Origin of the sequence: Rhizobium redzepovicii (assembly GCF_019793435.1) — a bacterium.
GTDB classification, from domain to species: Bacteria; Pseudomonadota; Alphaproteobacteria; order Rhizobiales; family Rhizobiaceae; genus Rhizobium; species Rhizobium redzepovicii.
This window is the reverse complement of sequence record NZ_JAILYH010000001.1, coordinates 294,883-317,455: the sequence shown is the minus strand read 5'-3', so window position 1 is coordinate 317,455 and position 22,573 is coordinate 294,883. Positions and strand designations below refer to the sequence as shown.

Here is a 22,573-nt window from a genome sequence, read left to right as displayed (position 1 = left end):
AAGCTCTTGTTGTTTCGTTTGTTCCGCGACTAAAGCACTGAACCAGATCGCGACATGAGGTGTTTGGTCGCAGTGCAGCAAGCATGCCGCACTGCGGCGTAAATGCCGTTGTCCTATAGCGTTGAAATCCTGAGGAAATCCAGAAGGATTCTTTCGCCAGCGCATGTTTCAACTCAATATATCCGCAAGAACCGGCCAGGCCAGCATTTGCAGGGGAAATCACCGTCCGGATCACGCAAATTTTTCCCATCCACGCTTCATTTGCGCCGCGATGATCAACTATTTCAGTCTTGCGGACTTGATAAGCCTGCGGGTTTGATCAAGATCACGCTTGGGGCGCCTTGCCGGAAGCGCCTTAACGAGGAGGCGTTTATGGCAACAACATCGCATTACGGACCGTCGTCATCGTCGCTGGAACGCGACGCGCGGCGTATTCACGACGACAAACCGGTTTCGCCAGGCAGCATCGCCATCGGCGTGGTCATCGGCCGCATGTCGGAATTCTTCGATTTCTTCGTCTACGGCCTCGCCTCCGTCCTGGTCTTTCCACAGCTCGTCTTCCCATTTGCGCCCGACCGGCTGACGGGCACGCTCTATTCCTTCGCCATCTTCTCGCTCGCCTTCCTCGCTCGTCCCGTCGGCTCCGTCGTCTTCATGACGATTGACCGGATGTACGGGCGCGGCACCAAACTGACCATCGCGCTCTTCCTGCTCGGCGGCTCGACGGCCTCGATCGCCTTCCTGCCGGGTTACGAGGAGATCGGCGTCTGGTCGATCGCGCTCTTGGCGCTCTTCCGTCTCGGCCAGGGTTTTGCGCTCGGCGGCGCCTGGGACGGTCTTGCCTCGCTGCTGGCGCTCAATGCGCCGGCCAATCACCGCGGCTGGTATGCGATGATCCCGCAGCTCGGCGCGCCGATCGGCTTTGCGCTGGCAAGCACGCTGTTCGGTTATTTCGTCGCCAATCTTTCCAGCGAGGATTTCCTCTCCTGGGGCTGGCGTTATCCGTTCTTCGTCGCCTTCGCGATCAACGTCGTGGCGCTGTTTGCGCGTCTGCGCCTGGTCATGACCAAGGAATTCGGCACGCTGCTCGAACAGCACGAGCTCGAAGCCGCACCGATCCTCGACGTTCTGCGCGTTCACGGCCGCGACATCCTGATCGGCGCCTTCGTGCCGCTCGCCAGTTTCGCCATGTTCCACCTCGTCACCATTTTCCCGCTCGGCTGGATGAGCCTTTACGGCAACCAGCCGATCGGCGCCTTCATGGTGGTGCAGGTGGTCGGCGCCATGGTCGGCATCGTCGCCATCGTCGCGTCGGGCCTGATCGCCGACCGCATCGGCCGGCGCGCCCAGCTTGCCATCTGCGCGGTCATCATCGCCGTCTTCAGCTTCGTCGGGCCGATCCTGATCGCGTCGGGCAACAGCGGCCATGACGCCTTCGTCATCATCGGCTTCGGCGTGCTCGGCCTGTCCTTCGGCCAGGCGACCGGCTCGATCTCCTCGCGCTTCGGCCGCGGCTATCGCTACACCGGCGCTGCCTTCACCTCGGACCTCGCCTGGCTGATCGGCGCCGGCTTCGCGCCGCTGGTAGCGCTCAGCCTCTCCAGCCGCTTCGGCCTGACCTTCGTCGGCTACTACCTGCTCTCCGGCGCCATTTGCACGCTGGCCGCACTCGCCTTCAGCAGGGCACTGGAACAGCGCGAATAGTGTAAACTGCAGCAGCACGCCGGAAAGTCCGGCGTGCTGCCTCATTCTCTATGGTATCGAAGAGCGGCGCCGCCAAATTGATGAAGCACTTGTTGGTCGTGAGCGATATCCACGGCTTTCCCGAAACTTTCGCCGAACTCTTGGATGTTGGGTGCCCTGAGCACCGCTTACTACAGCTGGCCGACCTGAGCGGTCGCGCCGGTCTGCGCGGAGACGAGCTTCACCACCATCTTTTCAACGAAGACGGCATGCGGCATGCGGTTCGGGCACTTCGCGAGATGGACGGACGCACGTGCTTGGGGATCGGTTTTAGCGCCGGTGGAACTGCTTTGTGGAATGCGGTCAAAGAGGGGCTGGAGCTTCAGGCCCTGATCTGCGTGTCATCAACCAGATTGCGCTTCGAAACGTCTCCATTGCATATACCCACAATGGTAGCCTGGGGAGAACTCGATCCATATCGGCCGCCTGAAAGCTGGAACAACATTGTTCCCAAGCGTTGGAAATCCTATGCCGGCAAGCAGCACGATTTTTACCGTACCGACGCGCTGACAGCTGGATCTCCGTTACGGGCAGAGATTGCCGCTTTCATCGAAGGCCTCTTCGCATAGCGCATATCTGCGTCACTTCGGCTGACCTTAGTAGGCTACTCCGCCGGGTCGCCAGCCCCTCATCGGCCTGCCGGCACCTTTGTAGCTTCCCTTTACCCGCTATTGGCGTAGTACTGCCTATTGCAGTGGCGGATGGAAGACCGTTGCACCCTTTGGGACACCAAGCCCGTGGGAAAGCCCAGGTCTCCGTCCGCCGTTCCATTGAACCCGAACAGTCGCCGGGGCCGCTTGCGAAAGCAAAGCCCGCTTAGGCAAGGGTGGGATGAGATGGAAATGAATGAGAGCGTGATTTCAATCCGGCGCAGGTGCGCGCCTTTGCCAACGCGCTCGGCCGCGGGGCGGATCCTCGTCGCGAATCGGGCAACATGGCCTGTGCCTGTTGCGCAGGTTGCAGATCTTGGGGCAAGCCTGAGCATGACGGGAGGGTAGGGGAGCTGATCCGAAGGCGGTCTGGATTCCGCACGAAGTTGTTGAAGAAGATGGCGCGCGAACTGGTCATTTCAAGCACATCGTTTTTCGTGGTCTATCGTGTCCGCCAAAAACTCAAACATGTGGAAATATTGTGCCGTGGTCCACGGCACGCAAAAATGGCCACCGAAATCTTGATCTGCAATCTTATTGCGCCATTTGCGGCTGCTTCGCAGCTCGGGCCGCCGTCAGTTCCGCGGTGGTGTGGTTCAGGCGGTCGGCGAGCACGCGCATGATTTCAACGGCCATTTCGGGGAAGTCGCTGAGCAGCTTCAGGAAGTGTTCCTTGCTGATGCGCAGCACCTCGAGCGGCGAGGTGGCGCGCACCGTTGCCGTGCGCGAGACATCGCAGAGGATGGCGATTTCGCCGACGATGGAATTGAGTTCGACATCGGCGACCTTGATCTCGCCGGCCGGCGAGGAGACGATGATATCGGCGGTACCGGAGAGGATGACATAGGCGGCGTCGCCCACATCGCCCTGATGGAAGAGGTTCTGTCCGGCCTTGTAGGTCATGCGGTCGGAGGTGAAGGCCAAAAGCTTGAGCTTGGCTGGCGCGATCCTTGAAAAGATTGGCACGCGCCTCAGCATTTCCACTTCGTCTCTCAACAGCATGAGCGTTTCAATCCCCTGACGCAGGGTTCTTGGAACCTGGCGCCTTCAATTCCTGGCGTCCCCCCGGGAACGCCTACCATCGCCGCCCCTATAGAATATTACGATAACAGTTCCTTGAACATCCCGTTTTTCTCGGAAAGTTCGGGATAGTTTCCGGCTTCGGCCAAGCCGCCGCGGTCGAAGAGCAGGATCCGGTCGAACATCTCGGCAAGGCGCGCATTGGAGAGCACCCAGATGATCGACGGCCGCTTGCCTTCCTCGTGCAGGTCCTGGACGATGTTGCGGGTAATCTGGTCCTGAACGCGCTGGTCGAGCGCCGACAGCGGCCGGTTGAAGATGAAATAGTCCGAGCGTTTCAGCAGCGCACGGGCCAGGTTGAGCTTCTGCCGCTGCACCATGGTCAGCCGCTTGCCGCCGGAGCCGACGTCGAATTCCAGCCCGATCGACAGGACATCGTCATAAAGATCGAGCGCGTCGAAGAGTTCGCCCATGATGGCGCGGATGCGATCGGAGGCGTCGGCCTGCTGGTAGGCGATGCGGCCGAAGAGCACATTGTCCATCAGGCTTGCCGACGGGGTGAAACGCTCGGCGTCGTAGCGCTCGATCAGCTCGCCGAGATCGGCCGGGATATGCTCGTGGAACTGCTTGCGGGCGCTGACGATCTTGTCCATCAGCTCGTCGGTCAGCAGACCGAAGCGGTGACGGGGTTCGATATAGGCAAAGCTCAGCCGGATGATGGCCGAGCGTTCCTCGGGTGTGGCGTCCTCGAAGCGGCGGCTTTGCAGCTTCTGCAGCAGCGCCTGGTAGGTCGGAATGTCGTCCGCCGTCATGAACGTCAGTTGCTGGAAGAACGGATGGTCCGGCGGCAGGTCGTGGAAGAGTTCGACGGCGTTCTCTGCAATCTCCAGGCCCATGGCGTAGAGATCGGTGCTCAAGCCCGTCTCGCGGAACAGCTGCTGGAAATAGGGATGGGCGGCAAGCCGGCGATTGGTCATCAGCGGCCGCTTCATGGTGCCGAAGAGCAGGTTTTCGCCGACCGTTGCCTGGGCGTTATAGGCGTCGAAGTCGAATGGCACGACGATGCCGTCGAGCCCTTCGTCGCGCAGCCGGTCTCTCAGCGAAGCGCGCAGGGCGACGACATGGTCGCTGACTGCAACATGCACGTGGGTATTGACGGTCGAGCGCAGCGCCAGGTCGAGGATGTCCTGCGAGATCAGCACGGCGTCGAGCACCGGCCGGATGGCTTTCAGCAGATCCTCCGGCCCGCTGGCGCCGGCCGCCTGGTAATCCACCCAATCGCTGTTGAGATCGAGCGTCGGATTGCCGGCCTTCACTGCCTCGACGGAATGCCATTTATATTCGAGCGCTTCCTTCTCGTCGTAGACGGGATCGGTCATCGGCGCGTGTTTGAGGCCGTAAAGCAGATTGCTGGCGAGCGTGCCGTGGAAGAAGAAGGTATCGGCCGAGGCATAGGAGATCCGCCGGCCGGTGATTGATTCCGGCAGATCCAGCAGGTCGCGGCCGTCGATAGTGATGCGGCCGGAATCGGGCCAGACCATGCGGCCGAGCGCTTCGGCGAAGGCTTCCGCGCCGCTGCCGTTCGGGCCGACGATCGCTACCGTCTCGTTCGGCTTGATCTCGACGGAGACGTGGTCGACGAGGCGGGCGCCGCTGTCGTCGGAGAGTGAGAGATTGGTGACGACGAGCGCACTCGTTAGCGCGCCGACGGGGGCGGTGGCCAGCTCCTGGATGCGGCTGTCGATCAGCGGCTCGACGTTGAACTGCTCGTAGACCTGCTGGTACTTCACCTGCACGTCCTGGCGCATCTGGTCCCAGTCGATCAGCTCCTTCAATGGCCCGGGCAGGTCCTTGTAGGCTGATATGACGGCGACGAGCTGGCCGATGTCGAGCCGGCCCTGCAGCGCCAGATAACCGCCGATCGCGTAGAACAGGAAGGGTGTCACCTGGGCAAGGAAGTTGTTGATGAACTTCACCAGGAACTTCCACTGGTAAAGGTCGTAACGGATCGAAAAGATCCGGCCGAGCCGCGAGGCAATGTCGGCGCGCTCGAGGTTGGAGGTGTCGTTGCCGTGGATCGTGCCGATGCCGTCGACGATTTCGCCGACACGGCCGGAAAGCTCACGCGCCGTCAGCTGCCGCTGGCGGCCAAGGTCCAGCAGGCGCTTGCGCATGCGGGGAATGACGACGGCCTGCACGCCGACGATGCCGGCGGCGATCATGCCGAGCCAGAAATTCTGGACGATGATGAAGGCGAGGGCGGTGATCGCCTGGCCGCCGAGAAGGGCAGGCGAGACGAAGGCATCACCGGTGAAGCCGCCCATCGGCTCCACCTCGTCCTTGATCATCGTGGCGATCTCGGCCGATTTCACCCGCTTGAAGTGGATAGGCGGAAAACGTAAGACCCGGTCGATCAGTTCGAAGCGGATACGGCGCAGCATGCGCTCGCCGAGCCGGCCCTTATAGGTGTTGATATAGAACTTGAAGAGGCCGTTCAGCACCACCAGCGCAAGGAACACCAGGCTGAGGGCCATCAGCATCTGGAAACGGTTGAGCTGCAAGCCTTGAAAAAATTCGACATGGCCGATCAGCGGAATGTCGTAGGCGATGTGCATGAAGGTCTGCCTTGCGCCTGGACCTTCGAAACCGTCGCCCTGGATCGGTCCGTTAACGATCTGCTTCGGCAGGTCGAAAGACAGGAAATAGGGCACCATCGAGGCGGCGACGACAGCCAGAATCCACAGCTGCTGCAGCCGCGTGTTCTTCCAGATGTAGCGGGCGAGGCTTTTTTCCATGGCTAACCGTCAGCGTGCTGGGAAATTCCGGGGGCCGGGATGGGGAGCAATTCTGAGAACAGGACCATGCAGCCGGACCGCCGATATCGCAATGAAAACAAGGCGAAGAGACCGGCTGCAGAAAGGCCGATTCTCGCCGGAACTTTGCTTATATCACAGGAATTTTGGATTGCAGCGCCGTGCGTCTGAAAAGACGCGAAAAGGACACCGTAGCACTTGGAATTGCTGAATAATTTTATCCTTGAATCGATTCCGATTAACGGAAATGCGGGGCAGCAGGCGGCTCGGCGATCATCCCGAGATCGGCGCTGCGAGCAAAAGAAACCCCCGGAAAAAATCCGGGGGCTCGTCAATTGCAGATCTCAAGAGAGGTCGCGCTCAAGCCGCGACTGCTCGCAGCATGGCGTTTGCAGTGGAGCAGCTCATCGCTTCCGCGATCATGTCGGCATCCTCATCACTGATGCCGAACAAACCGAAGCGAAGCTGATAGCCCCAATTGGGGCCGACCCGTGTGAAGGCCAGCCGGTCAAGCAGGGGCTGGATCGGGGTTTCCTCTGCCGGCTGCCAATCGACATCGCGACGCCAGGGCCTGAAACCGCTTTCCATCTCCACCTGGTATGGCGCGCCGTCACGAGCCGCGCCGATCGCGGTGAAAGCCTGCAGGCGGTCCTTGCCGCCAAAGACGACGGTGGGCGAGTAGTAGATCACGCGATCCCCAGGCGTGATGCGCCTGAGGGGTGATGCCTTGCCGTGACAGACCTGCATGAAGCCGGCTTGACGGCCGATGCGGACATGCTCTGCGGAAGCGACGGCGATCCAGGCTCTGGCCATGGCTCAACCCTCCTCGGTCACGGTGTAGACGCGCAGGCGATGCCCATCGGGATCGGCGGCGACAAAGCTTCGGCCGAAATCGAGATCGGTCGGCGCCATGACGATATCAGCGCCCTTGGCCCGCCAATCGGCGTGGGTCGCATCGACGATGTCTGATGTCGCGACCTTAAAACCTATGTCGCAGCCGCCGCCCGCTGCTGCCGGCGCGGGCTCCACGCCCGCTTTGCCCCAGAGACCGAGCCCCAGGCCGGAGGGCAAGATGAACATGGCGAAGGTCGCGCTCGCCTCCACGGGCTCCTTCCCGAGCAGGCTGGTGTAGAAGCGGGCGCTTGTCGGGGCATCGGTCACGTAGAGAAGAATGCTGTTGCTGGCGGTCATAAGGCGCTCCTGTTGTTCGTTGGACAGTAGAAGCTTATGACCAGACACTGCCAATTTCTGGCAGTATCATGCGTCACGATGCGATATTCCCTGGATCTCCCGCCATTGTTTCAGCAGCGCCTGCCTGCGCTTGGGATACCGTGCGTCGAGCACCTGCGCATGAACAATTCGATCCGTGCGAAACGAGCGGAAATCCTGGCGGAGTTCGCACCAGCCGAGAAGGAGGCGCACCTGGTCGAAAAAAGCCAGCGCGAACGGCCACACCACACGCTCCGATGCCACGCCGGCCCCGTCGCTATAGGAGATCAAAAGCTTGCGTTCGGTGCGGATCGCCTTGCGCAGAAGCGCCGGATCGACCTGGTCGACAGGGAGTTTGACCCCAGGCCCCACCAGGAGGGCGGATGCATCCAGTGCGTCGCGCAGTTCGGGCGGCAGCACGGCGGCAATCCGCGCCAGCGCATTTCGCGCCGCATCGCGCAAATGATCGTCCCCTCTATCCGCCACCCATCGGGAGCCAAGGACGAGCGCTTCGATCTCCTCCGGCGGAAACATCAGCGGCGGCAGGAGAAATCCGGGTTTCAAAATATAACCGACACCCGGTTCGCCCTCGATCGCTGCGCCTTGGGCCTGAAGGCTGGCGATATCCCGATAGAGTGTGCGGATACTGACGCCGATCTCGTCAGCCAGCACCTCGCCACTGACCGGCCGGCGGTGGCGGCGCAATACCTGGAGAAGGTCGAGAAGGCGTTCGGAACGGGACATGCGGTAAGCTTATACAGGCTTGCTGCTGCCAGATACTGGCAGGATCAGATTTGCCCGGATTTGCCGAAACCGTGCGCCCACTTCTTTAGCCGCCTGCGCTCATTGAGATACTCAAGACTTCGAATTGCCGACCAGCATGGAGCGGATGATGCCGGCGGTCTTCTCAGCGCCGTCGAGATCGAGCGAGACTGCTCCGCGGCGCGGCGCGGCGAGCGCTTTTTCGACCGCCTCCTTCACATGGCCGGGCGTCAGTCCCGTTTCCGGCAGTATGTCGGCGAGATCAAGCGCCTGCAGCCGCTCGGCGCGCACCGTCTGTTCGGTTTCGCCGCCGGTGACGAAGGGGATGAGGATTGCCCGGCATTCGGTACGCAGGAGATCGCCGACCGTGTTGTAGCCTGCCTGCGAGATCGAGACCTTGGCGCCGCGCAACAGCGAGGGAAAATCCTTGCGGAAGCGGACCAACGTCACGTTTGGTGCTGCATCCTCAGACAATGCCGCGAAATCGGCTTCCGGCAGATTCGGGCCTGCTATCAGCAGCCAGCGAAGATTGCCGGGCAGGAGGGCGGCCGCGTCTTTTGCCGCGCCGATCAGCGCGGCGCCGACCGCGCCGCCGCCTGCCGATGCGATAATGTCGAAGGTTTCAGTCGGTTCCGGCGCCGGCGGCGCTGCAACGAGGCCGGTATAACGCAACCTGTCGGCGATCTCTGCCGTCAGCGGAAAAGTATCCTCAAGCCTGGTGAAATCGGGATCGCCATGGACGAGCACCGCATCGAAATGATCCTTGACCAATGCTGCCGTCTCCGCGTCGCGGCCGGCCTTGCGGTTTTCTTGCAGGATGTCGCGCACCGAGCTTAAGAGTTTCGGCCGCGGTTCGGTTTTGTCGATCGCCGCCAGCAGCGGCAGCAGTTCGAAGCGCATCTGCCGCCGGCCGAAGGGGAAGGCTTCGATGATCACGACATCGGGCCTGGCGGCATGGAAGGCCTCAAGCAGCAGATCGCGGCGGGCATTGAGGAAATCCTCACCGGCGGGGCGGCCATCGGCGTCGGCGAGGCCGGAAAAGCCGGCATTGCTGGCGACGACCGGCGGCAGGGCCACGGTCTTGACGCCGTCGCCGGGAAAACCCGGCACCGGCAGGCCGCCGGTGACCACCGTGACGTCGAAACCGTCCTTGACGAGCGCATTGGCGATGCGGCTGGCGCGGGCGATGTGGCCGATGCCGAGCAGGTGCTGGACGTAGAAAAAGATGCGCGGTGCCGTCATGACTTCTGCCATTCGGCCTCGAACAGGCCGGTGAGCTGCCGAATGCTGGAGTGATAGTCGAAATCGTCGCGCACCCGTCTTTCAGCGGCGTCGCCGAGGCGCTTGCGGAGCGCCGGGTTGCGGATCGCCGTCTCCAGCGCTTTGGCAAGCCTACCTGGATCCTCCGGCGGCACGACCAGGCCGTTTTCGCCGTCGTCCAAAAGCTCCGGCACGCCGGATACCGCCGTCGAGAGGCAGACGAGGCGCTGGCTCGAAGCCTCCACAAGCACGTTCGGCAGGCCGTCGCGGTCGCCATTGGCGGCGATCCGGCAGGCGAGCGCGAAGAGGTCGGCGCGGCGGTAGTGATCGAGCACGTCTTCCTGCGCCATGGCGCCCTTCCAGACGATGCGGTTGGAGAGTCCGAGCTCGCTGGCGAGCGCCTTCAGTTTGGCAAGCTCCTCGCCGCCGCCGATATGGTCCATGCGCCAATGAAGGTCATGGGGTAGCAGGGCGAGCGCGTGCAGCAGCACGTCATAGCCCTTCTTCTCGACGGCCCGGCCGACGCTGAGGATGAAGGCGGGATCGTCAGGGTCGCTGCCGGTTCTCTGCGAACGCTCGCCGGCAAAATGGCCGAAACGGGCAAGATCGAGACCGTGGTAACTCAGGTGCACGGCATCCTTGCGGGATGTCAGGGCGCGCATGTGCTCATAACCTGTCTTGGTGCAGGTGACGGCCCAGCGGGCGCTGCCGAGTTTTTCCTGCAGCTCCCAGTCGGGCGACGTCCAGATATCCTTGGCATGGGCCGAACAAGTCCAGGGTGTGCCAGTGAGGATGCTTGCATATTCCGTCACCGAAGCCGGCGTGTGGATGAAATGGGCATGCAGCCATTCGCCCCTATCCGGCCATTCGCGTCCCAGCACCAGCGCCTGGCCGAGACGGCGGAAGCGGTTGCGGGAGATGTCGCGCTTGAGGTCGGCGAGGAAACGTTTGATCAGGACCTTGAAGCCGGGTTTTGAGAAGCCGGCAACCAGGCCTTTCAGCACGCGGATCGGCTCCTCATGCAGATATTCCGGCAGGTAGACGACCCGCGCCCTGATCTCGTCATGCACGGGATGGCGCTTCTTGTCGGTCGGCCGGCGCATCGAAATCAGCGTCAGGTCGAAGCCGGCCTTTTCCAAGCCGAGCAGCTCCTGGGCGATGAAGGTTTCCGAAAGGCGGGGATAGCCTTTCAGCACGACGAGGATCTTGCGGCGTGGCGGCAAGGCTGTGCCCTATTCCGCGACGAGGGAAAGGTGGCTGGCGCGGCCGTCGATCCATCGCCCGACCGTCTGCGAGATGTGGTCCAGCCCTTCAAGATGCATGTTGCTGCCGCTCTTCGACGGCGGCAGGCGGGAAGGCAGACGTTTCAGAGCCTCGGACATGATGGTGGGATCGGCCGATTGTTCCGGCAGCAGCATATCGACAAGGCCGAGCGCGCTTGCCCGCTGGGCACGAAGCAGCTGTTCCTCGCGCGGCTTGACGCGCGGCACGATGAGGGCCGGTTTGTCGAAGGAAAGGATCTCGCAATAGGTGTTGTAGCCGCCCATGGCGACGACGCCGGTGGCGCCGTCGATCAGCTCTTCCATGTGGTTGTCGAACTCGATCACCTCGATATAGGGGATGGCTTCGCCCTTCTGCACCAGCTTGGCCCGCTCGGCGGCCGGCATATAGGGCCCGAGCACGACAAGCGCTTTCTGCGTCAGCGTCGGATCGGCCTCGTAGGCGTTCATCACGTCGTGCACGAGATCGGAGCCGTCGCCGCCGCCGCCTGTGGTGACCAGGAGGTAATTATCCTTGCGGGCGTTGATCGAGCTCTTGCCCTTGGAGACGCTGCGCTGCAGGAAGCCGACGAAATCCATCTTTCGGCGCAGGCTGGCCGGCACGTCGAGACCCATAAGCGGATCGTAGAAATCAGGCGGGCCATAGACCCAGACGCTGTCGTAATATTGGTCGATCTTCTGCATGATGCCGTTCCGCTTCCACTCGGCGTCGAGCAGATGCGGCGCGTCCATGATTTCGCGCAGGCCGAGCACCAGCACGGTGCCGCGGGCCTTGAGATAGGCGAGCGTATCCTCGACCTCGCCCTTCAATCCCATCGGCTCCTTGTCGACGATGAAGATGTCGGGCTGGAAGGTCTCGGCGGTGTGGCGGATGCTCGATTCGCGCATCTTCAGCGTTTCGTGCAGGTCGATATGGCTGGCAAGCGAGGTATATTCCCCGTTGCGCAGCTTGATGACGCTCGGGATCTTCACGAAGTCGACGCGCGCGCGGTAGTCGAAGGCGCCGGCGATCGTCGCGCCCGAAATGATCAGGATGTTGAGGCCGCGATAATCCTCGACCAGCGCATGGGCAATGGCGCGACAGCGCCTGAGATGGCCAAGGCCGAAGGTGTCGTGACTGTACATGAGGATGCGCGCATCTTCGAGACGTCTGGCCATGGGTGTTCCCTCCGGGGTGAACAGCATGCGTTAGTACCCCCACCGTCCGGAGGCCACGTGGCGGGGGCGGTGCCATAAGGCGCCGCCGTGTTTTCTGCTATTTGTAGGGATCTGCCGCATCACGCAAGCCGTCTCCCAGAAAGTTGAACGCCAAAATGACAAGAACAACAGGAATGATCGGATAGAGCAGCCAAGGATAAAAGGCGATGACGCTGACGCTTTTTGCCTCGGTCAGCAGAATGCCCCAGCTGGTGATCGGCGGGCGAAGGCCGAGGCCGAGGAAGGAGAGCGCGGTCTCGCCGAGGATCATGCCGGGGATCGAAATCGTCGCCGAGGCAATGAGATGCGACATGAAGCCCGGCACCAGATGCCGGCCGATGATGCGCGGCGTACTGGCGCCCATCAGCTGTGCCGCCTGGACGTAATCCTCCTCGCGCAGTGCCAGAAGCTTGGAGCGCACGGCTCGCGCCAGTCCGGTCCAGTCGATGATGCCGAGGATGACGGTAATGCCGAAATAGATGACGATCGGGCTCCAGGTCACCGGCATGATGGCGGCCAGCGCCATCCATAGCGGCAGGCTCGGCAGCGATTGCAGCACTTCGATCAGGCGCTGGACAACGAGATCGAAAATGCCGCCGCGATAACCGGCAAGGCCGCCGATGACGATGCCGAGCAGGAAGCTGATCGAAATGCCGATCAGGCCGATCGTCAGCGATATCCGCGCGCCGTAAAGAATGCGCGAGAGAACGTCGCGGCCGAGCCGGTCGGTGCCGAGCAGGAACATCTGCCCGCCGATCGCCGGGCAGACCAGATGATAGTTCGAGGCCGCAAAACCCCAGAATTTATAGGCATCGCCGCGGCAGAAAAAACGGATCGGCTGCACGTCGTTCGGCCGGTCGGTATAGACGCGGTGCAGCGTGTCGAGATCGAGCGTCATGCTGCGGCCATAGACGAAGGGGCCGACGAAATTGCCCTTGTCGAAGAAATGGACGCGCTGCGGTGGCGCATGGATGAAATCGACATTGCGCGAATGCAGGCCGTAGGGCGCCAGGAACTCGACGATCAGAATCATCGCGTAGACGGCGGCGAGAAAGATGCCGGAGATCAAGGCCAGCCTGTGCTGCTTGAACTTCCACCACATCAGCTGTTTCTGCGAAGCGAGATGGATGCGCGATTGCGCCGCCGTCATCGTTTCGGTCGCCAGCGGATCGAAGGGCGCGGTCGAGACGTAATGGGGAAGCGGCGCGCCGGGCGCGGGAAGGGGCGACATTATTTGGTGCTCCTGCCTTGCAGACGGATGCGGGGATCGAGGAAGCCGAGGGCGATGTCGGAGATCAGAACGCCGATGACGTTGAGGAAGGCGAGGAACATCAGGAAGGAGCCGGCGAGATACATGTCCTGGCTTTGCAGCGCCTTGATCAGCATCGGTCCCGTCGTCTCCAGCGACAGCACGATCGCGACGATCTCGGCGCCTGAAATGATCGACGGCAGGATCGAGCCGATATCGGCGACGAAGAAGTTGAGCGCCATGCGCAGCGGATATTTCAACAGCGCCCGCATCGGATGCAGGCCCTTGGCGCGCGCCGTCGTCACATATTGCTTCTGCATCTCGTCGAGCAGGTTGGCGCGCAGCCGCCGGATCATGCCGGCAGTCCCCGCCGTGCCGACGATGATGACGGGAATCCACAGGTGGGAGAGGATCGATCGCGCCTTCTCCCAGCTCATCGGCGCCGAGATATATTGCTGGTCCATCAGATGGCCGATCGAGATGCCGAACCAGATATTGGCGAAATACATCAGGATCAGCGCCAGCATGAAATTCGGAACGGCGATGCCGAGCAGGCCGAGGAAGGTCAGCCCGTAATCGCTCCAGCTATACTGGTGCGTGGCCGAATAGATGCCGATCGGAAAGGCGATCAGCCAGGTGAGCAAGATGGTCGTGAAGGAGACGAGGATCGTCAGCCACAGGCGCTCGCCGACCACGTCGGAAACCGGCATCTGGTATTCGAAGGAATAGCCGAAATCACCGTGCAGCATGCCGCCGACCCAGTAGAAATAGCGCACGATCTCCGGCTTGTCGAAGCCGTATTGCTGGCGCATCTCCTCGATTTCCTGGAGGTTGGCAGTCTCGCCGGAGGCGCGCAGCTCGGCGATCTGGCTCTCGAAGAAGTCGCCCGGCGGCAGCTCGATGATGGTGAAAACCAGCGCCGAAATGACGAAGAGCGTCGGCACCATGGCGGCGATGCGCCAGAGAATGTATCTGAGCACGCCTCAGGCCTCCTTGTACCAGAATGTATCCGGCATGTAGATGCCGAGATAGGAGGTGGGATCGAAGCCGTAGAGGGCTTTCTCCGGCAGGTTCTGCAGCTTGGCGGCGCAAAGGACCGGCTGCAGCGTGCTGTTGATCAGCCCGATCGAGAACACCTGCTGCGTATAGAGCGACAGCATCTTGTGCCAGATCACCTGGCGCTCCTCGAATTTCGCCGTCGAGCCCCACTGGCCGAGCAGGTCGACCAGTTCGGCCGCCTCCGGCAGGTCGGGAGCGGCGCCCTCCTGGCCGGCGGAGAGGTAATGCATGCCCCAGAGCGGCCATTGCAGCTGATCGTCCAGCGTCGGCGCCAGCCCCGAGGGCGACATGTCGGCGGTGGGAACACCATTGTCGAGGCCGTACCAGATCGACATCATGATCGAACCGCTCATGGCGCGGTTGCGGAAGACGTCGCGCTGCGACGTGCGTGTATAAAGCGCAAGGCCGATATTAGCCCAGTGATCGTGCACCAGCTCCAGCACGTCGGTATCGAGATTGCTCTCGCCGGCGGTCTCGACGGTGATCTCGGCGCGCCGCCCGTCCGGCAGCAGCCTTATGCCGTCATCGCCGCGCTTGGTCAGGCCGATCTCGTCGAGCAGCCGGTTGGCCTCGTCGGCATCGAACTTCACGAAGGCATCGGCATATTCCTGCTTGAACAGCGGGCTGTCGGGCAGGACGGTATCGGCGCTCGGCGTGCCCAAGCCGTAGAAGGCGACCATGTTGATCTCGTGCCGGTCGATCGCCAGCGACAAGGCGCGGCGCAGGCGCACGTCGCGGAAAAGGCCGCGCCATACCTCGTCGGCGCAGTTGAGGTTCGGCAGCAGCGTGATGCGCGAGCCGCGCGCCACCTTCCAGAGATTGACCTTCACCGGGAAGCGCTTCTCAGCTTCTTTCAGAAAGGTGTAGTCGTTGAAGTCGATGCCGGTCGCCTGCAGGTCGGCCTCGCCGGCACCCGCCTTGGCGGCGATGATCGACGAGGAGGAGACGTTGAGGATGAACCGGTCGAGATAGGGAAGCTGCCTGCCGGTCTCGTCGACGCGGTGGAAGAACGGGTTGCGCTCGAAGACGAACTGCTCGGCCGGCAGTGCCGTCGTGTTGCGCCAGGGATCGAGCGTCGGCAGGTTGGGATTCTCAGGCCGGTAGGAGCGGGCCATCTTGATGTGCAGGTCCTGCCATTTCTTGACGCGGTTGGTCTGCATCATCTGTTCCATCTTCGCCTGGTCGGGCTGGAACTTCTTATGGAATTGCTTGAGATAATGCGCCGGCCCGACGATGACGAGCGGGATCGGTCCTGCCAGCGTGGGCAGGAACATCGGGTTGGGTTTTTCCCAAGTGTAGCGCACCGTCAGCGGATCGAGCACCTCGAAACGCGGCAGGCTGCCGTGCGGGCGAAGCTCCAGCGCGCCGCCGCCCGGTGTCAGCTTGTCGTTCAGGATGACGTCTTCCCACCAGTAGCGGAAGTCGTCAGCCGTGAACGGCTCCCCATCGGACCATTTATGGCCTTCGCGCAGCCTGAAGGTGAAGACCGTGTCGTCTTCCGAGCTGAAATCAGCGAGGATATCCGGCTGGAACTGCAGGTGCTTGTTGTAGCCGATCAGCCGGGCATAGCCGTAGATCGTCATGAAGCGGATGTCGCGCTGGCTGCCGATGATGGTGCGCACCGTGCCGCCGTAGCTGCCGGGGGCAAGCCCCATCTCCTTCAGGTTGACGATGCGCGGGCGGGCGGGAATGCGCCCGGCCATCGGGGGCAGGCTGCCCGATGCCAGCCGCTCCTTGAGAAACTCAGGCTCGCCGGTCGGCTCCGCCCGAAGCACTGCAGGGGCGATTGCAGCGCCGACAAGGCCGCCCAGAAAGGTGCGACGCGTCACCATCCTCGCAACTCCTTGGCATCGGCGCCTTTGCGGGCGCGCACCAGATGGCCGTCGCCGAGATCGGCATAGGCAAGCTCGGCCGCGTCGTCATGCTCGGCGGTGAAGGTCACACCCCAGTTTTGCTTGTCTGCTGCGCCGTTTTCCCGGAGCGCCTTGAAATCGAGCGGCCGATCGAGATCGGGGAAGGGGACGGCGGCGAGCAGCGATTTCGTATAGGGGTGCACCGGATCGCGCAGGATGATCTCACGCGGCGCGATCTCGACGATACGGCCCTTGCACATCACGGCGATGCGGTCGGCCATGTAGTCGACGACGGCGAGATTGTGCGAGATGAACAGATATGTCAGCCCCAGTTCCTTCTGCAGGTCCTTCAACAGGTTGAGGATCTGCGCCTGGACGGAGACGTCGAGGGCCGAGACCGGCTCGTCGAGGATGATGAGCTTCGGGCCGAGGGCAAGCGCGCGGGCAATGCCGATGCGCTGACGCTGGCCGCCGGAAAAACTGTGCGGGTAACGGCTGAGGTAACGCTTGTCGAGGCCGATCGCCGCCATCAGCCCTTCGACCTTGCGCTTGTGCTCGTCACTGTCGCCGCGGTCGTGAATCTCCAGCGGTTCGCTGAGGATGTTGCGCACCGTCATGCGCGGCGAGAGCGAGGAGACCGGATCCTGGAACACCATCTGGATCTTGGTGCGCATGTCCTGCAATGCCTCGCCGCGTACCGAAAGCACGTCGATCACGTCCTTGCCGTCGTTGAACACCACCGCGCCGCCGTCGGGTGTGATGGCGCGCATCAGGATCTTGCTGAGCGTCGTCTTGCCGCAACCGGATTCGCCGACAAGGCCAAGGCATTCGCCGCGACGGATGTCGAAGCTGACGTCGTCGACGGCGTGCACGACGGCGGCTTCGTGCTTGCCGAGAAAACTGCGCTTGCGCGTCTTATAGGTTTTCGAGAGGTTGGCGACCGAAAGCAGCGTGCCTGGCGCCTCCGCCTGCAACGGCTTCTTCTTGCCGACGAGGGTTTCGAGATTGACCGGCACGTCGCGCAGCGCCTTCAGCCGCTCGCCGGGTTTCATGTCGAAATGCGGAACGGCGGCCATCAGCGCCTTCAGATAGGCATGCTGCGGATTGCGGAAGATCGCTTCGACCGGCCCGGCTTCCATGATCTCGCCGTGATAGATGACGACCACCTCGTCGGCCATGTTGGCGACGATGCCGAGATCGTGGGTGATAAGCAGCATCGCCATGCCGAGCTTGGCCTGCAGTTCGCGCAGCAATTCGAGGATCTGCGCCTGGATCGTCACGTCGAGCGCCGTCGTCGGCTCGTCGGCAATCAACAGCGCCGGCTTGCAGATCAACGCCATGGCGATCATTGCGCGCTGGCGCATGCCGCCGGACAGTTCGAACGGATACATGTCGTAGGTGCGGTGCGGATTGGTGAAGCCGACGAGGCCGAGCATTTCCTCGGTCTTCTCACGCGCTTCCTGCTTGTCGATCTCGGTATGGATCAAAAGCACTTCGCTGATCTGGTTTCCGACCGTATGCAGCGGCGAAAGCGAGGTCATCGGCTCCTGGAAGATCGTCGCCATGCGCCGGCCGCGCAGGTCGCGCATTTCCTCACTGTCGCGCGAGAGCGACAGGATATCGGTCGTGCTGCCGTCGAGCGGATCGGTGAAAAGAATGCTGCCGGAGGCCTTGGCCGGGTTGGGCAGGATGCCCATCACAGACTGGCTGATCACCGACTTGCCGGAGCCGGATTCGCCGACGAGAGCGGTAACCTTGCCCGGGAGGATGCGAAGATTGGCTTCCTTTACGACACGCAGCCGGTCGCCGAAAACCGAGAAGGAGACGTCGAGATTTTCAATACGCAACAAATCGGCTGCAGACGCCATACCAATGAAATTCCCCAGTCTTCTATGTTCCCGTTAAGGCACACTATCGTACCGCAAACGGGGTGTCTAGTTGATGACAATCAAGGGAAAACCACCACATCGCGCCGAAGTTCCCCAGGCGAGAAGCGCAGATTCATAGCAGGCGTTCGAGGCTTTACTGGATGAACTTCTCCGTGGTTGTGCGCTCGACGTGTTTCTTCGCGTCGCGGTGCAGGAGAATAACTTGCTCGGCTTCGGACAGCCCGTTCTGCACCGCCTCGCGGAAGCCATCGTCGACGTTGATCTCGGGGGCCGGCGCCCGTGGCTGCAGCACCGTCACCTTCTGGCGGATGCCGCGCAGCTTCTCTTCGCCGAGCGTCGTCCATTCGCCGCCGCAATAACCGGCAAAAGCCTGGCTCGCGACGACCTCACGGCCATATTTCTTGGTCAGGATCTGCAGCCGCTGCACCTCGTTGACGGCCGAGCCGAAGGCGGAGAAGGTCAGCCGGTCTTTCAGGCCGACATTGCCGAACATGACGTTGCCAACATGCAGGCCGATGCCGTAGCCGACCTTGCTGAGGCCCTTCGCCTCGCGGTCCTTGTTGAGCTCGGCGACCCGCGCCTGCGCCTGATGGACGGCGGAAAGCGCTGCCTCGCAGGCGATTTTCGACGGGTCCTTGTGGCGCCCGCAGGGATAGACGGCGAGGAAGCCGTCGCCGAGGAAGCTTAAGATCTCGCCGCCGTTGCGGTTGAAGGGCGCGGCGATCGCGTCGAAGAACTGGTTCAGCGTGTCGATATAGGCCTGGCGGCCTTCCTTTTCGGCATACATGGTGGATTCGCGCATGTCGCCCATGACGAGCGCGGCACGGATCGTCTCGCCGTCGCCGCGGCGGATCTGGCCGTTCAGCACCCGCTTGCCGGCATCGCCGCCGAGATAGGTGGTCAGCATGTTGTTGGCGAGCTTGCCGAGCACGGCCATCTTGGCGGCAACCGCCAGATGGTTCTGCATCCGGAGAAGCGCGTCGATCATGTCGTCGGAAAAGCCGTTATGATGGTCGGTCGACCAGGAGCCCATCATGCCCTGCACCGAGCCGTCGCCGAAGGGCTGCACGAAGGCGAGGTAATCGGTGATGGCGTCCTTGCGCAGGTCCTCGAAGATCGGAAATTCGGCCGGCCCTTCCTGCATCAGCCGGCGGCGGATGTGCTGCAGGTTGTTGTCGAGCAGGTAATAATAGGGGCTCTGCAGAAAACGGTCCGGCTTCTGCCCGGCCGGCATGCGGAAGCCCTCGATGGTGACGCCGCTGGCGCGCCGCCAGGTAAAGCTCAGCGCGTCATAAAGCGGATGCAGCATCGAAAAGGTCAGATGCACGCGCGCGATCGGCAGGCCGGCCGCCGCGATCCTTTCGCAGAAACCGCGCACGATGTTTTCAAGCTCGTCTCCGGCCAGCGAAGAGTTCGTCAGCCATTCAGCGACCCGGTCCAACAGGATGGAGGACACGCTGGATTCGATCGTGCTCATTCTCGGTATGATCCTCATAAGGCACGCCATCCCCAAGAGCCAAAAATCCCTCGGCCGGCACATTTTTATGCGCAGGTCACAAGGAAATCAGGATGTACGAGCGGTATTATTTGTCAACGATCTGCCGAAAGCCCGACAGCGGCACCCCTCTGCGCCCCTAGAAGACCGGACGGGCAGTCCTTTCACGGCAGTTTATTGTTGAAAGTCAAAATAGGGATGCTGCAAATGCGAAACAATGGGAGCGGAATTTTTTTGTGCGCTCAAGTTGCAACAAAGGATTGTGCCGGGGCATTTTGGCCACACCCGGGTAAGGATCTTTGAGCAGCCCAGGACCCTCCCCACAAGGGAGGGGCTTAGCTTGCCGCGTCGTCCTACTCAAAATTATCGCCGAGAACGCTGGGGCTGAAAGACGGCAGGCCGGTGCCGCAGGTTGGCCCTCCCCTTGTGGGGAGGGTTGGGGAAGGGTCTTGGTCGCCAACCGACGCTATTGCCGCCGGGGAGAAGAGCCCCCCGGGTTTAATTCACCGCGATCATGCATTAGATCAGCTTCCTCTTCCCCGTTCCGAAAGATCCCGCCTTGGCCATCTCCACCTTCGACACGCTTTTGCAGAAGATCGAAACCCGCAACGCCCGTGCCGGCGTCATCGGGCTCGGTTATGTCGGCCTGCCGCTGGCAATCGCGGTGGCGCGCAGCGGCTTTGCGGTCACCGGCTTCGACATCGATCCCTCCAAGATGGTGGCGCTCGATGCCCGCCGCTCTTACATCGATGCCGTCACCAATGAGGCGCTGTCGGCCGAGATCGAGGCCGGGCGCTTCCAGGCGACCACCGATTTTGCCGGTCTTGCCGAGTGCGACGTCATCATCATCTGTGTGCCGACGCCGCTCACCAAACATCGCGATCCCGATCTCTCCTTCGTCGAGGCGACGTCGCGCTCGATCGCCCAGCATCTGCGGCCCGGCCAGCTCGTCGTGCTGGAATCGACCACTTATCCCGGCACCACCGACGATATCGTCAAGGTCATCCTCGAAGGCACGGGACTGAAATCCGGCGCGGATTTTTACGTCGGCTTCTCGCCGGAGCGGGAGGATCCCGGCAATCAGCATTATCACACCGCCACCATCCCGAAGGTCGTCGCCGGCGACGGGCCCGAGGCGCTGGCCCTGATGAAGGCCTTCTACGGTGCGGCCGTGTCGACCGTCGTTCCGGTCTCCTCGAATGCGACGGCCGAGGCGGTGAAGCTCACCGAAAACATCTTCCGCTCGGTCAACATCGCCCTCGTCAACGAGTTGAAGACCGTCTATGCGGCGATGGGCATCGACGTCTGGGAGGTGATCGACGCGGCCAAGACCAAGCCCTTCGGCTACATGCCCTTCTATCCCGGCCCCGGCCTTGGCGGCCACTGCATCCCGATCGACCCCTTCTATCTCACCTGGAAATCGCGCGAATACGAGCTGCCCACCCGCTTCATCGAGCTCGCCGGCGAGATCAATTCGGCGATGCCGCGTTACGTCGTCGGCAAGCTTGCCGAAGCCCTCGATATCCGCGCCGGCAAGGCGCTGAGCCGCAGCAAGGTGCTGGTGATCGGGCTCGCCTACAAGAAGAACGTCGCCGACATAAGAGAGAGCCCATCGCTGCGGCTGATCGAGATCATCGAGGAACGCGGCGGGCGGGCCGATTATCACGACCCCTTCGTCGCCGAGATCCCGCCGACACGTGAATACCAGGCGCTGAAGGGCCGCCAATCGGTGGCGCTGACGCCTGATACTATCGCCGGCTACGATGCGGTGCTGGTCGCCACCGACCATGACAGCGTCGATTATGCGACGCTGGCAAAAAGCGCTGCGCTGATCATCGACACCCGCAACGTTTTCAACCGGCTCGGCCTTTCGGCCGATCACGTCATCAAGGCGTGACGGCAACGCCGGAAAGCGATTTTCCGGTCATCCGGCTGGCAGCCACCGCATAACCGCCTGACGCGCCGTCGATGAAATGCATATGGTCGCGCGAAATCGGCGTCGGCACGAAGCAGGTCATCAGCGCCGAGGCCTGCCGATGCAGGCCGTAGCGGGCAATACCCTTGGCGCGTGCCGCTTCCAGCAGCGTCTCGATCCGTTTCAGATGTTCGGCGTCGACGTCGACCGTCATTTTCAGCCCGTCGTCGAACTTGCGGAAATCGGAATTGCCGGCGACGTCGCGCTTGTAGCGGCGTGCGTCGAAGCGGCCGAGCGGAATGCCGAGCCGATAGCAGACCACGGTGATGGCGAGCTGCAGGAAGATGATCAGCTTCTGGCGCAAGCGCCGGCCGGCGGGGGCTGTGGCCTTGGCCTCGCGATTGATGCCGTGCAGCGAGAAGGCAAGCTCCGGGCCATCGGCCGGCACCGGATGGCTGCCGCGGTTCTGTTCGCCGGTGATCGCGACGATGCCGTTGACGAGGTCGCGGAATTCTTCGCCCGGCCGGCCTTCGCCTGGAACCGCGATGATCGAGACGATCTCGCCGTTCTGCGCATCAATCGGGCTCCAGCGGCAGGAAAGGCCGGTCAGATCCGGGCGTGTTCCGGCCGCCGCGCGCCCGACCGCGTAATGGCCGAGCTTCATCTGTCTCTCCGCCCAACTGGTGCCGCCGCCCCAAAACATCGCATAGGTGACATGCGGGCTTGCCGAGTAGCGCGCGACGCGCACGTCAAGGCCCTCGGCGCGGGTGTCGGCGACCGGAACGATGGCGACGCGCAGCATCAGGCCGAGATCCTCCTCGACCCAGATCTGCACGGCGGCAAGGGCATCGCGTGCCGTCTGCTCCAGCGAGCCCGGAAGCGCGATCAGCGCGCCGTCGCCGCCGAAGACGAAGGGATAATCGCCCTTGCCGACGGCATTCAACACAGCCGAAATGACGCTGGCGCCGGCCATGTTGACGTCCTTGTAGCGGCCGCTGGCGATTGCCTGCGTCGAGCCGACGATATCGGCAAGCGCCAGCACCCACCCATCCGGCAGCGGCCGGTAGTTTGCGGCATCGGTCACGCCCTCGAAGGCGCTGAACAACGGCACGGCGGCAAAGAATTCTTCGTCGGTCACGGTTTTCATGTCATCCAGCTTAGCACAGACCCATGTTGCCA

At 62.3% G+C, this 22,573-nt stretch carries 17 protein-coding genes; 3 read left to right on the top strand and 14 right to left on the bottom strand.

The window, feature by feature from the left end; genetic code table 11:
• Positions 1-372: 372 nt before the first annotated feature.
• Both K6N12_RS01525 and K6N12_RS01520 read left to right on the top strand, forming a co-directional pair.
• Positions 373-1,704, top strand: coding sequence for an MFS transporter (locus tag K6N12_RS01525; protein ID WP_183777877.1), 1,332 nt, complete (start codon positions 373-375; stop codon positions 1,702-1,704).
• 80 nt (positions 1,705-1,784) lie between these two features.
• A complete protein-coding gene (locus K6N12_RS01520; protein ID WP_246645367.1) occupies positions 1,785-2,312 on the top strand; it encodes a dienelactone hydrolase family protein in 528 nt (175 codons plus the stop codon).
• A 615-nt stretch (positions 2,313-2,927) separates the two neighbouring features.
• Here K6N12_RS01520 and K6N12_RS01515 read toward each other — a convergent pair.
• From K6N12_RS01515 to K6N12_RS01455, 13 genes are all read right to left on the bottom strand, one after another.
• Entirely contained in the window at positions 2,928-3,395 is a 468-nt protein-coding gene (locus K6N12_RS01515; protein WP_003563501.1) for a cyclic nucleotide-binding domain-containing protein, read from the bottom strand.
• Positions 3,396-3,493: 98 nt separating this feature from the next.
• Positions 3,494-6,208: an ABC transporter ATP-binding protein gene (locus K6N12_RS01510; RefSeq protein ID WP_183777879.1), complete on the bottom strand. Its 2,715-nt coding sequence runs from the start codon at positions 6,206-6,208 to the stop codon at positions 3,494-3,496.
• 378 nt (positions 6,209-6,586) lie between these two features.
• Complete coding sequence (locus tag K6N12_RS01505) at positions 6,587-7,039, bottom strand: EVE domain-containing protein (RefSeq protein WP_222148612.1); 453 nt, start codon at positions 7,037-7,039, stop codon at positions 6,587-6,589.
• Positions 7,040-7,042: 3 nt separating this feature from the next.
• Complete coding sequence (locus tag K6N12_RS01500; protein WP_183777881.1) at positions 7,043-7,417, bottom strand: VOC family protein; 375 nt, start codon at positions 7,415-7,417, stop codon at positions 7,043-7,045.
• A 66-nt stretch (positions 7,418-7,483) separates the two neighbouring features.
• Positions 7,484-8,179: a helix-turn-helix transcriptional regulator gene (locus K6N12_RS01495; RefSeq protein ID WP_222148611.1), complete on the bottom strand. Its 696-nt coding sequence runs from the start codon at positions 8,177-8,179 to the stop codon at positions 7,484-7,486.
• Between the two features lie 111 nt (positions 8,180-8,290).
• On the bottom strand, positions 8,291-9,439 hold the full coding sequence (locus tag K6N12_RS01490; protein ID WP_097625637.1) for a glycosyltransferase family protein: 1,149 nt from the start codon (positions 9,437-9,439) through the stop codon (positions 8,291-8,293).
• Positions 9,436-10,680, bottom strand: a complete 1,245-nt coding sequence (locus tag K6N12_RS01485; protein WP_222148610.1) for a glycosyltransferase — start codon at positions 10,678-10,680, stop codon at positions 9,436-9,438. The genes K6N12_RS01490 and K6N12_RS01485 overlap by 4 nt, the downstream gene beginning before the upstream one ends.
• Positions 10,681-10,689: 9 nt before the next feature.
• Positions 10,690-11,895, bottom strand: coding sequence for a glycosyltransferase family protein (locus K6N12_RS01480; protein ID WP_097625635.1), 1,206 nt, complete (start codon positions 11,893-11,895; stop codon positions 10,690-10,692).
• A 97-nt stretch (positions 11,896-11,992) separates the two neighbouring features.
• Positions 11,993-13,165 (bottom strand): ABC transporter permease, encoded by a 1,173-nt coding sequence (locus K6N12_RS01475; protein ID WP_183777885.1) that lies wholly within the window; start codon positions 13,163-13,165, stop codon positions 11,993-11,995.
• Positions 13,165-14,163 carry an ABC transporter permease gene (locus K6N12_RS01470; RefSeq protein ID WP_088940698.1) on the bottom strand — a complete coding sequence of 333 codons (999 nt, stop codon included), beginning with the start codon at positions 14,161-14,163 and terminating at the stop codon, positions 13,165-13,167. Before K6N12_RS01470 ends, K6N12_RS01475 begins: the two co-directional genes overlap by 1 nt.
• Positions 14,164-14,166: 3 nt before the next feature.
• Complete coding sequence (locus tag K6N12_RS01465) at positions 14,167-16,074, bottom strand: ABC transporter substrate-binding protein (protein WP_183777887.1); 1,908 nt, start codon at positions 16,072-16,074, stop codon at positions 14,167-14,169.
• Positions 16,068-17,963: an ABC transporter ATP-binding protein gene (locus K6N12_RS01460; protein WP_222148609.1), complete on the bottom strand. Its 1,896-nt coding sequence runs from the start codon at positions 17,961-17,963 to the stop codon at positions 16,068-16,070. The genes K6N12_RS01465 and K6N12_RS01460 overlap by 7 nt, the downstream gene beginning before the upstream one ends.
• A 154-nt stretch (positions 17,964-18,117) precedes the next feature.
• On the bottom strand, positions 18,118-19,461 hold the full coding sequence (locus K6N12_RS01455; RefSeq protein ID WP_222148608.1) for an adenylate/guanylate cyclase domain-containing protein: 1,344 nt from the start codon (positions 19,459-19,461) through the stop codon (positions 18,118-18,120).
• 577 nt (positions 19,462-20,038) lie between these two features.
• Here K6N12_RS01455 and K6N12_RS01450 point away from each other — a divergent pair.
• Positions 20,039-21,376: a nucleotide sugar dehydrogenase gene (locus K6N12_RS01450; protein ID WP_222148607.1), complete on the top strand. Its 1,338-nt coding sequence runs from the start codon at positions 20,039-20,041 to the stop codon at positions 21,374-21,376.
• Here K6N12_RS01450 and K6N12_RS01445 read toward each other — a convergent pair.
• Positions 21,366-22,541, bottom strand: a complete 1,176-nt coding sequence (locus K6N12_RS01445) for a DUF3095 domain-containing protein (protein ID WP_183854695.1) — start codon at positions 22,539-22,541, stop codon at positions 21,366-21,368. The two genes, K6N12_RS01450 and K6N12_RS01445, sit on opposite strands and share 11 nt — an antisense overlap.
• Positions 22,542-22,573: the final 32 nt, after the last annotated feature.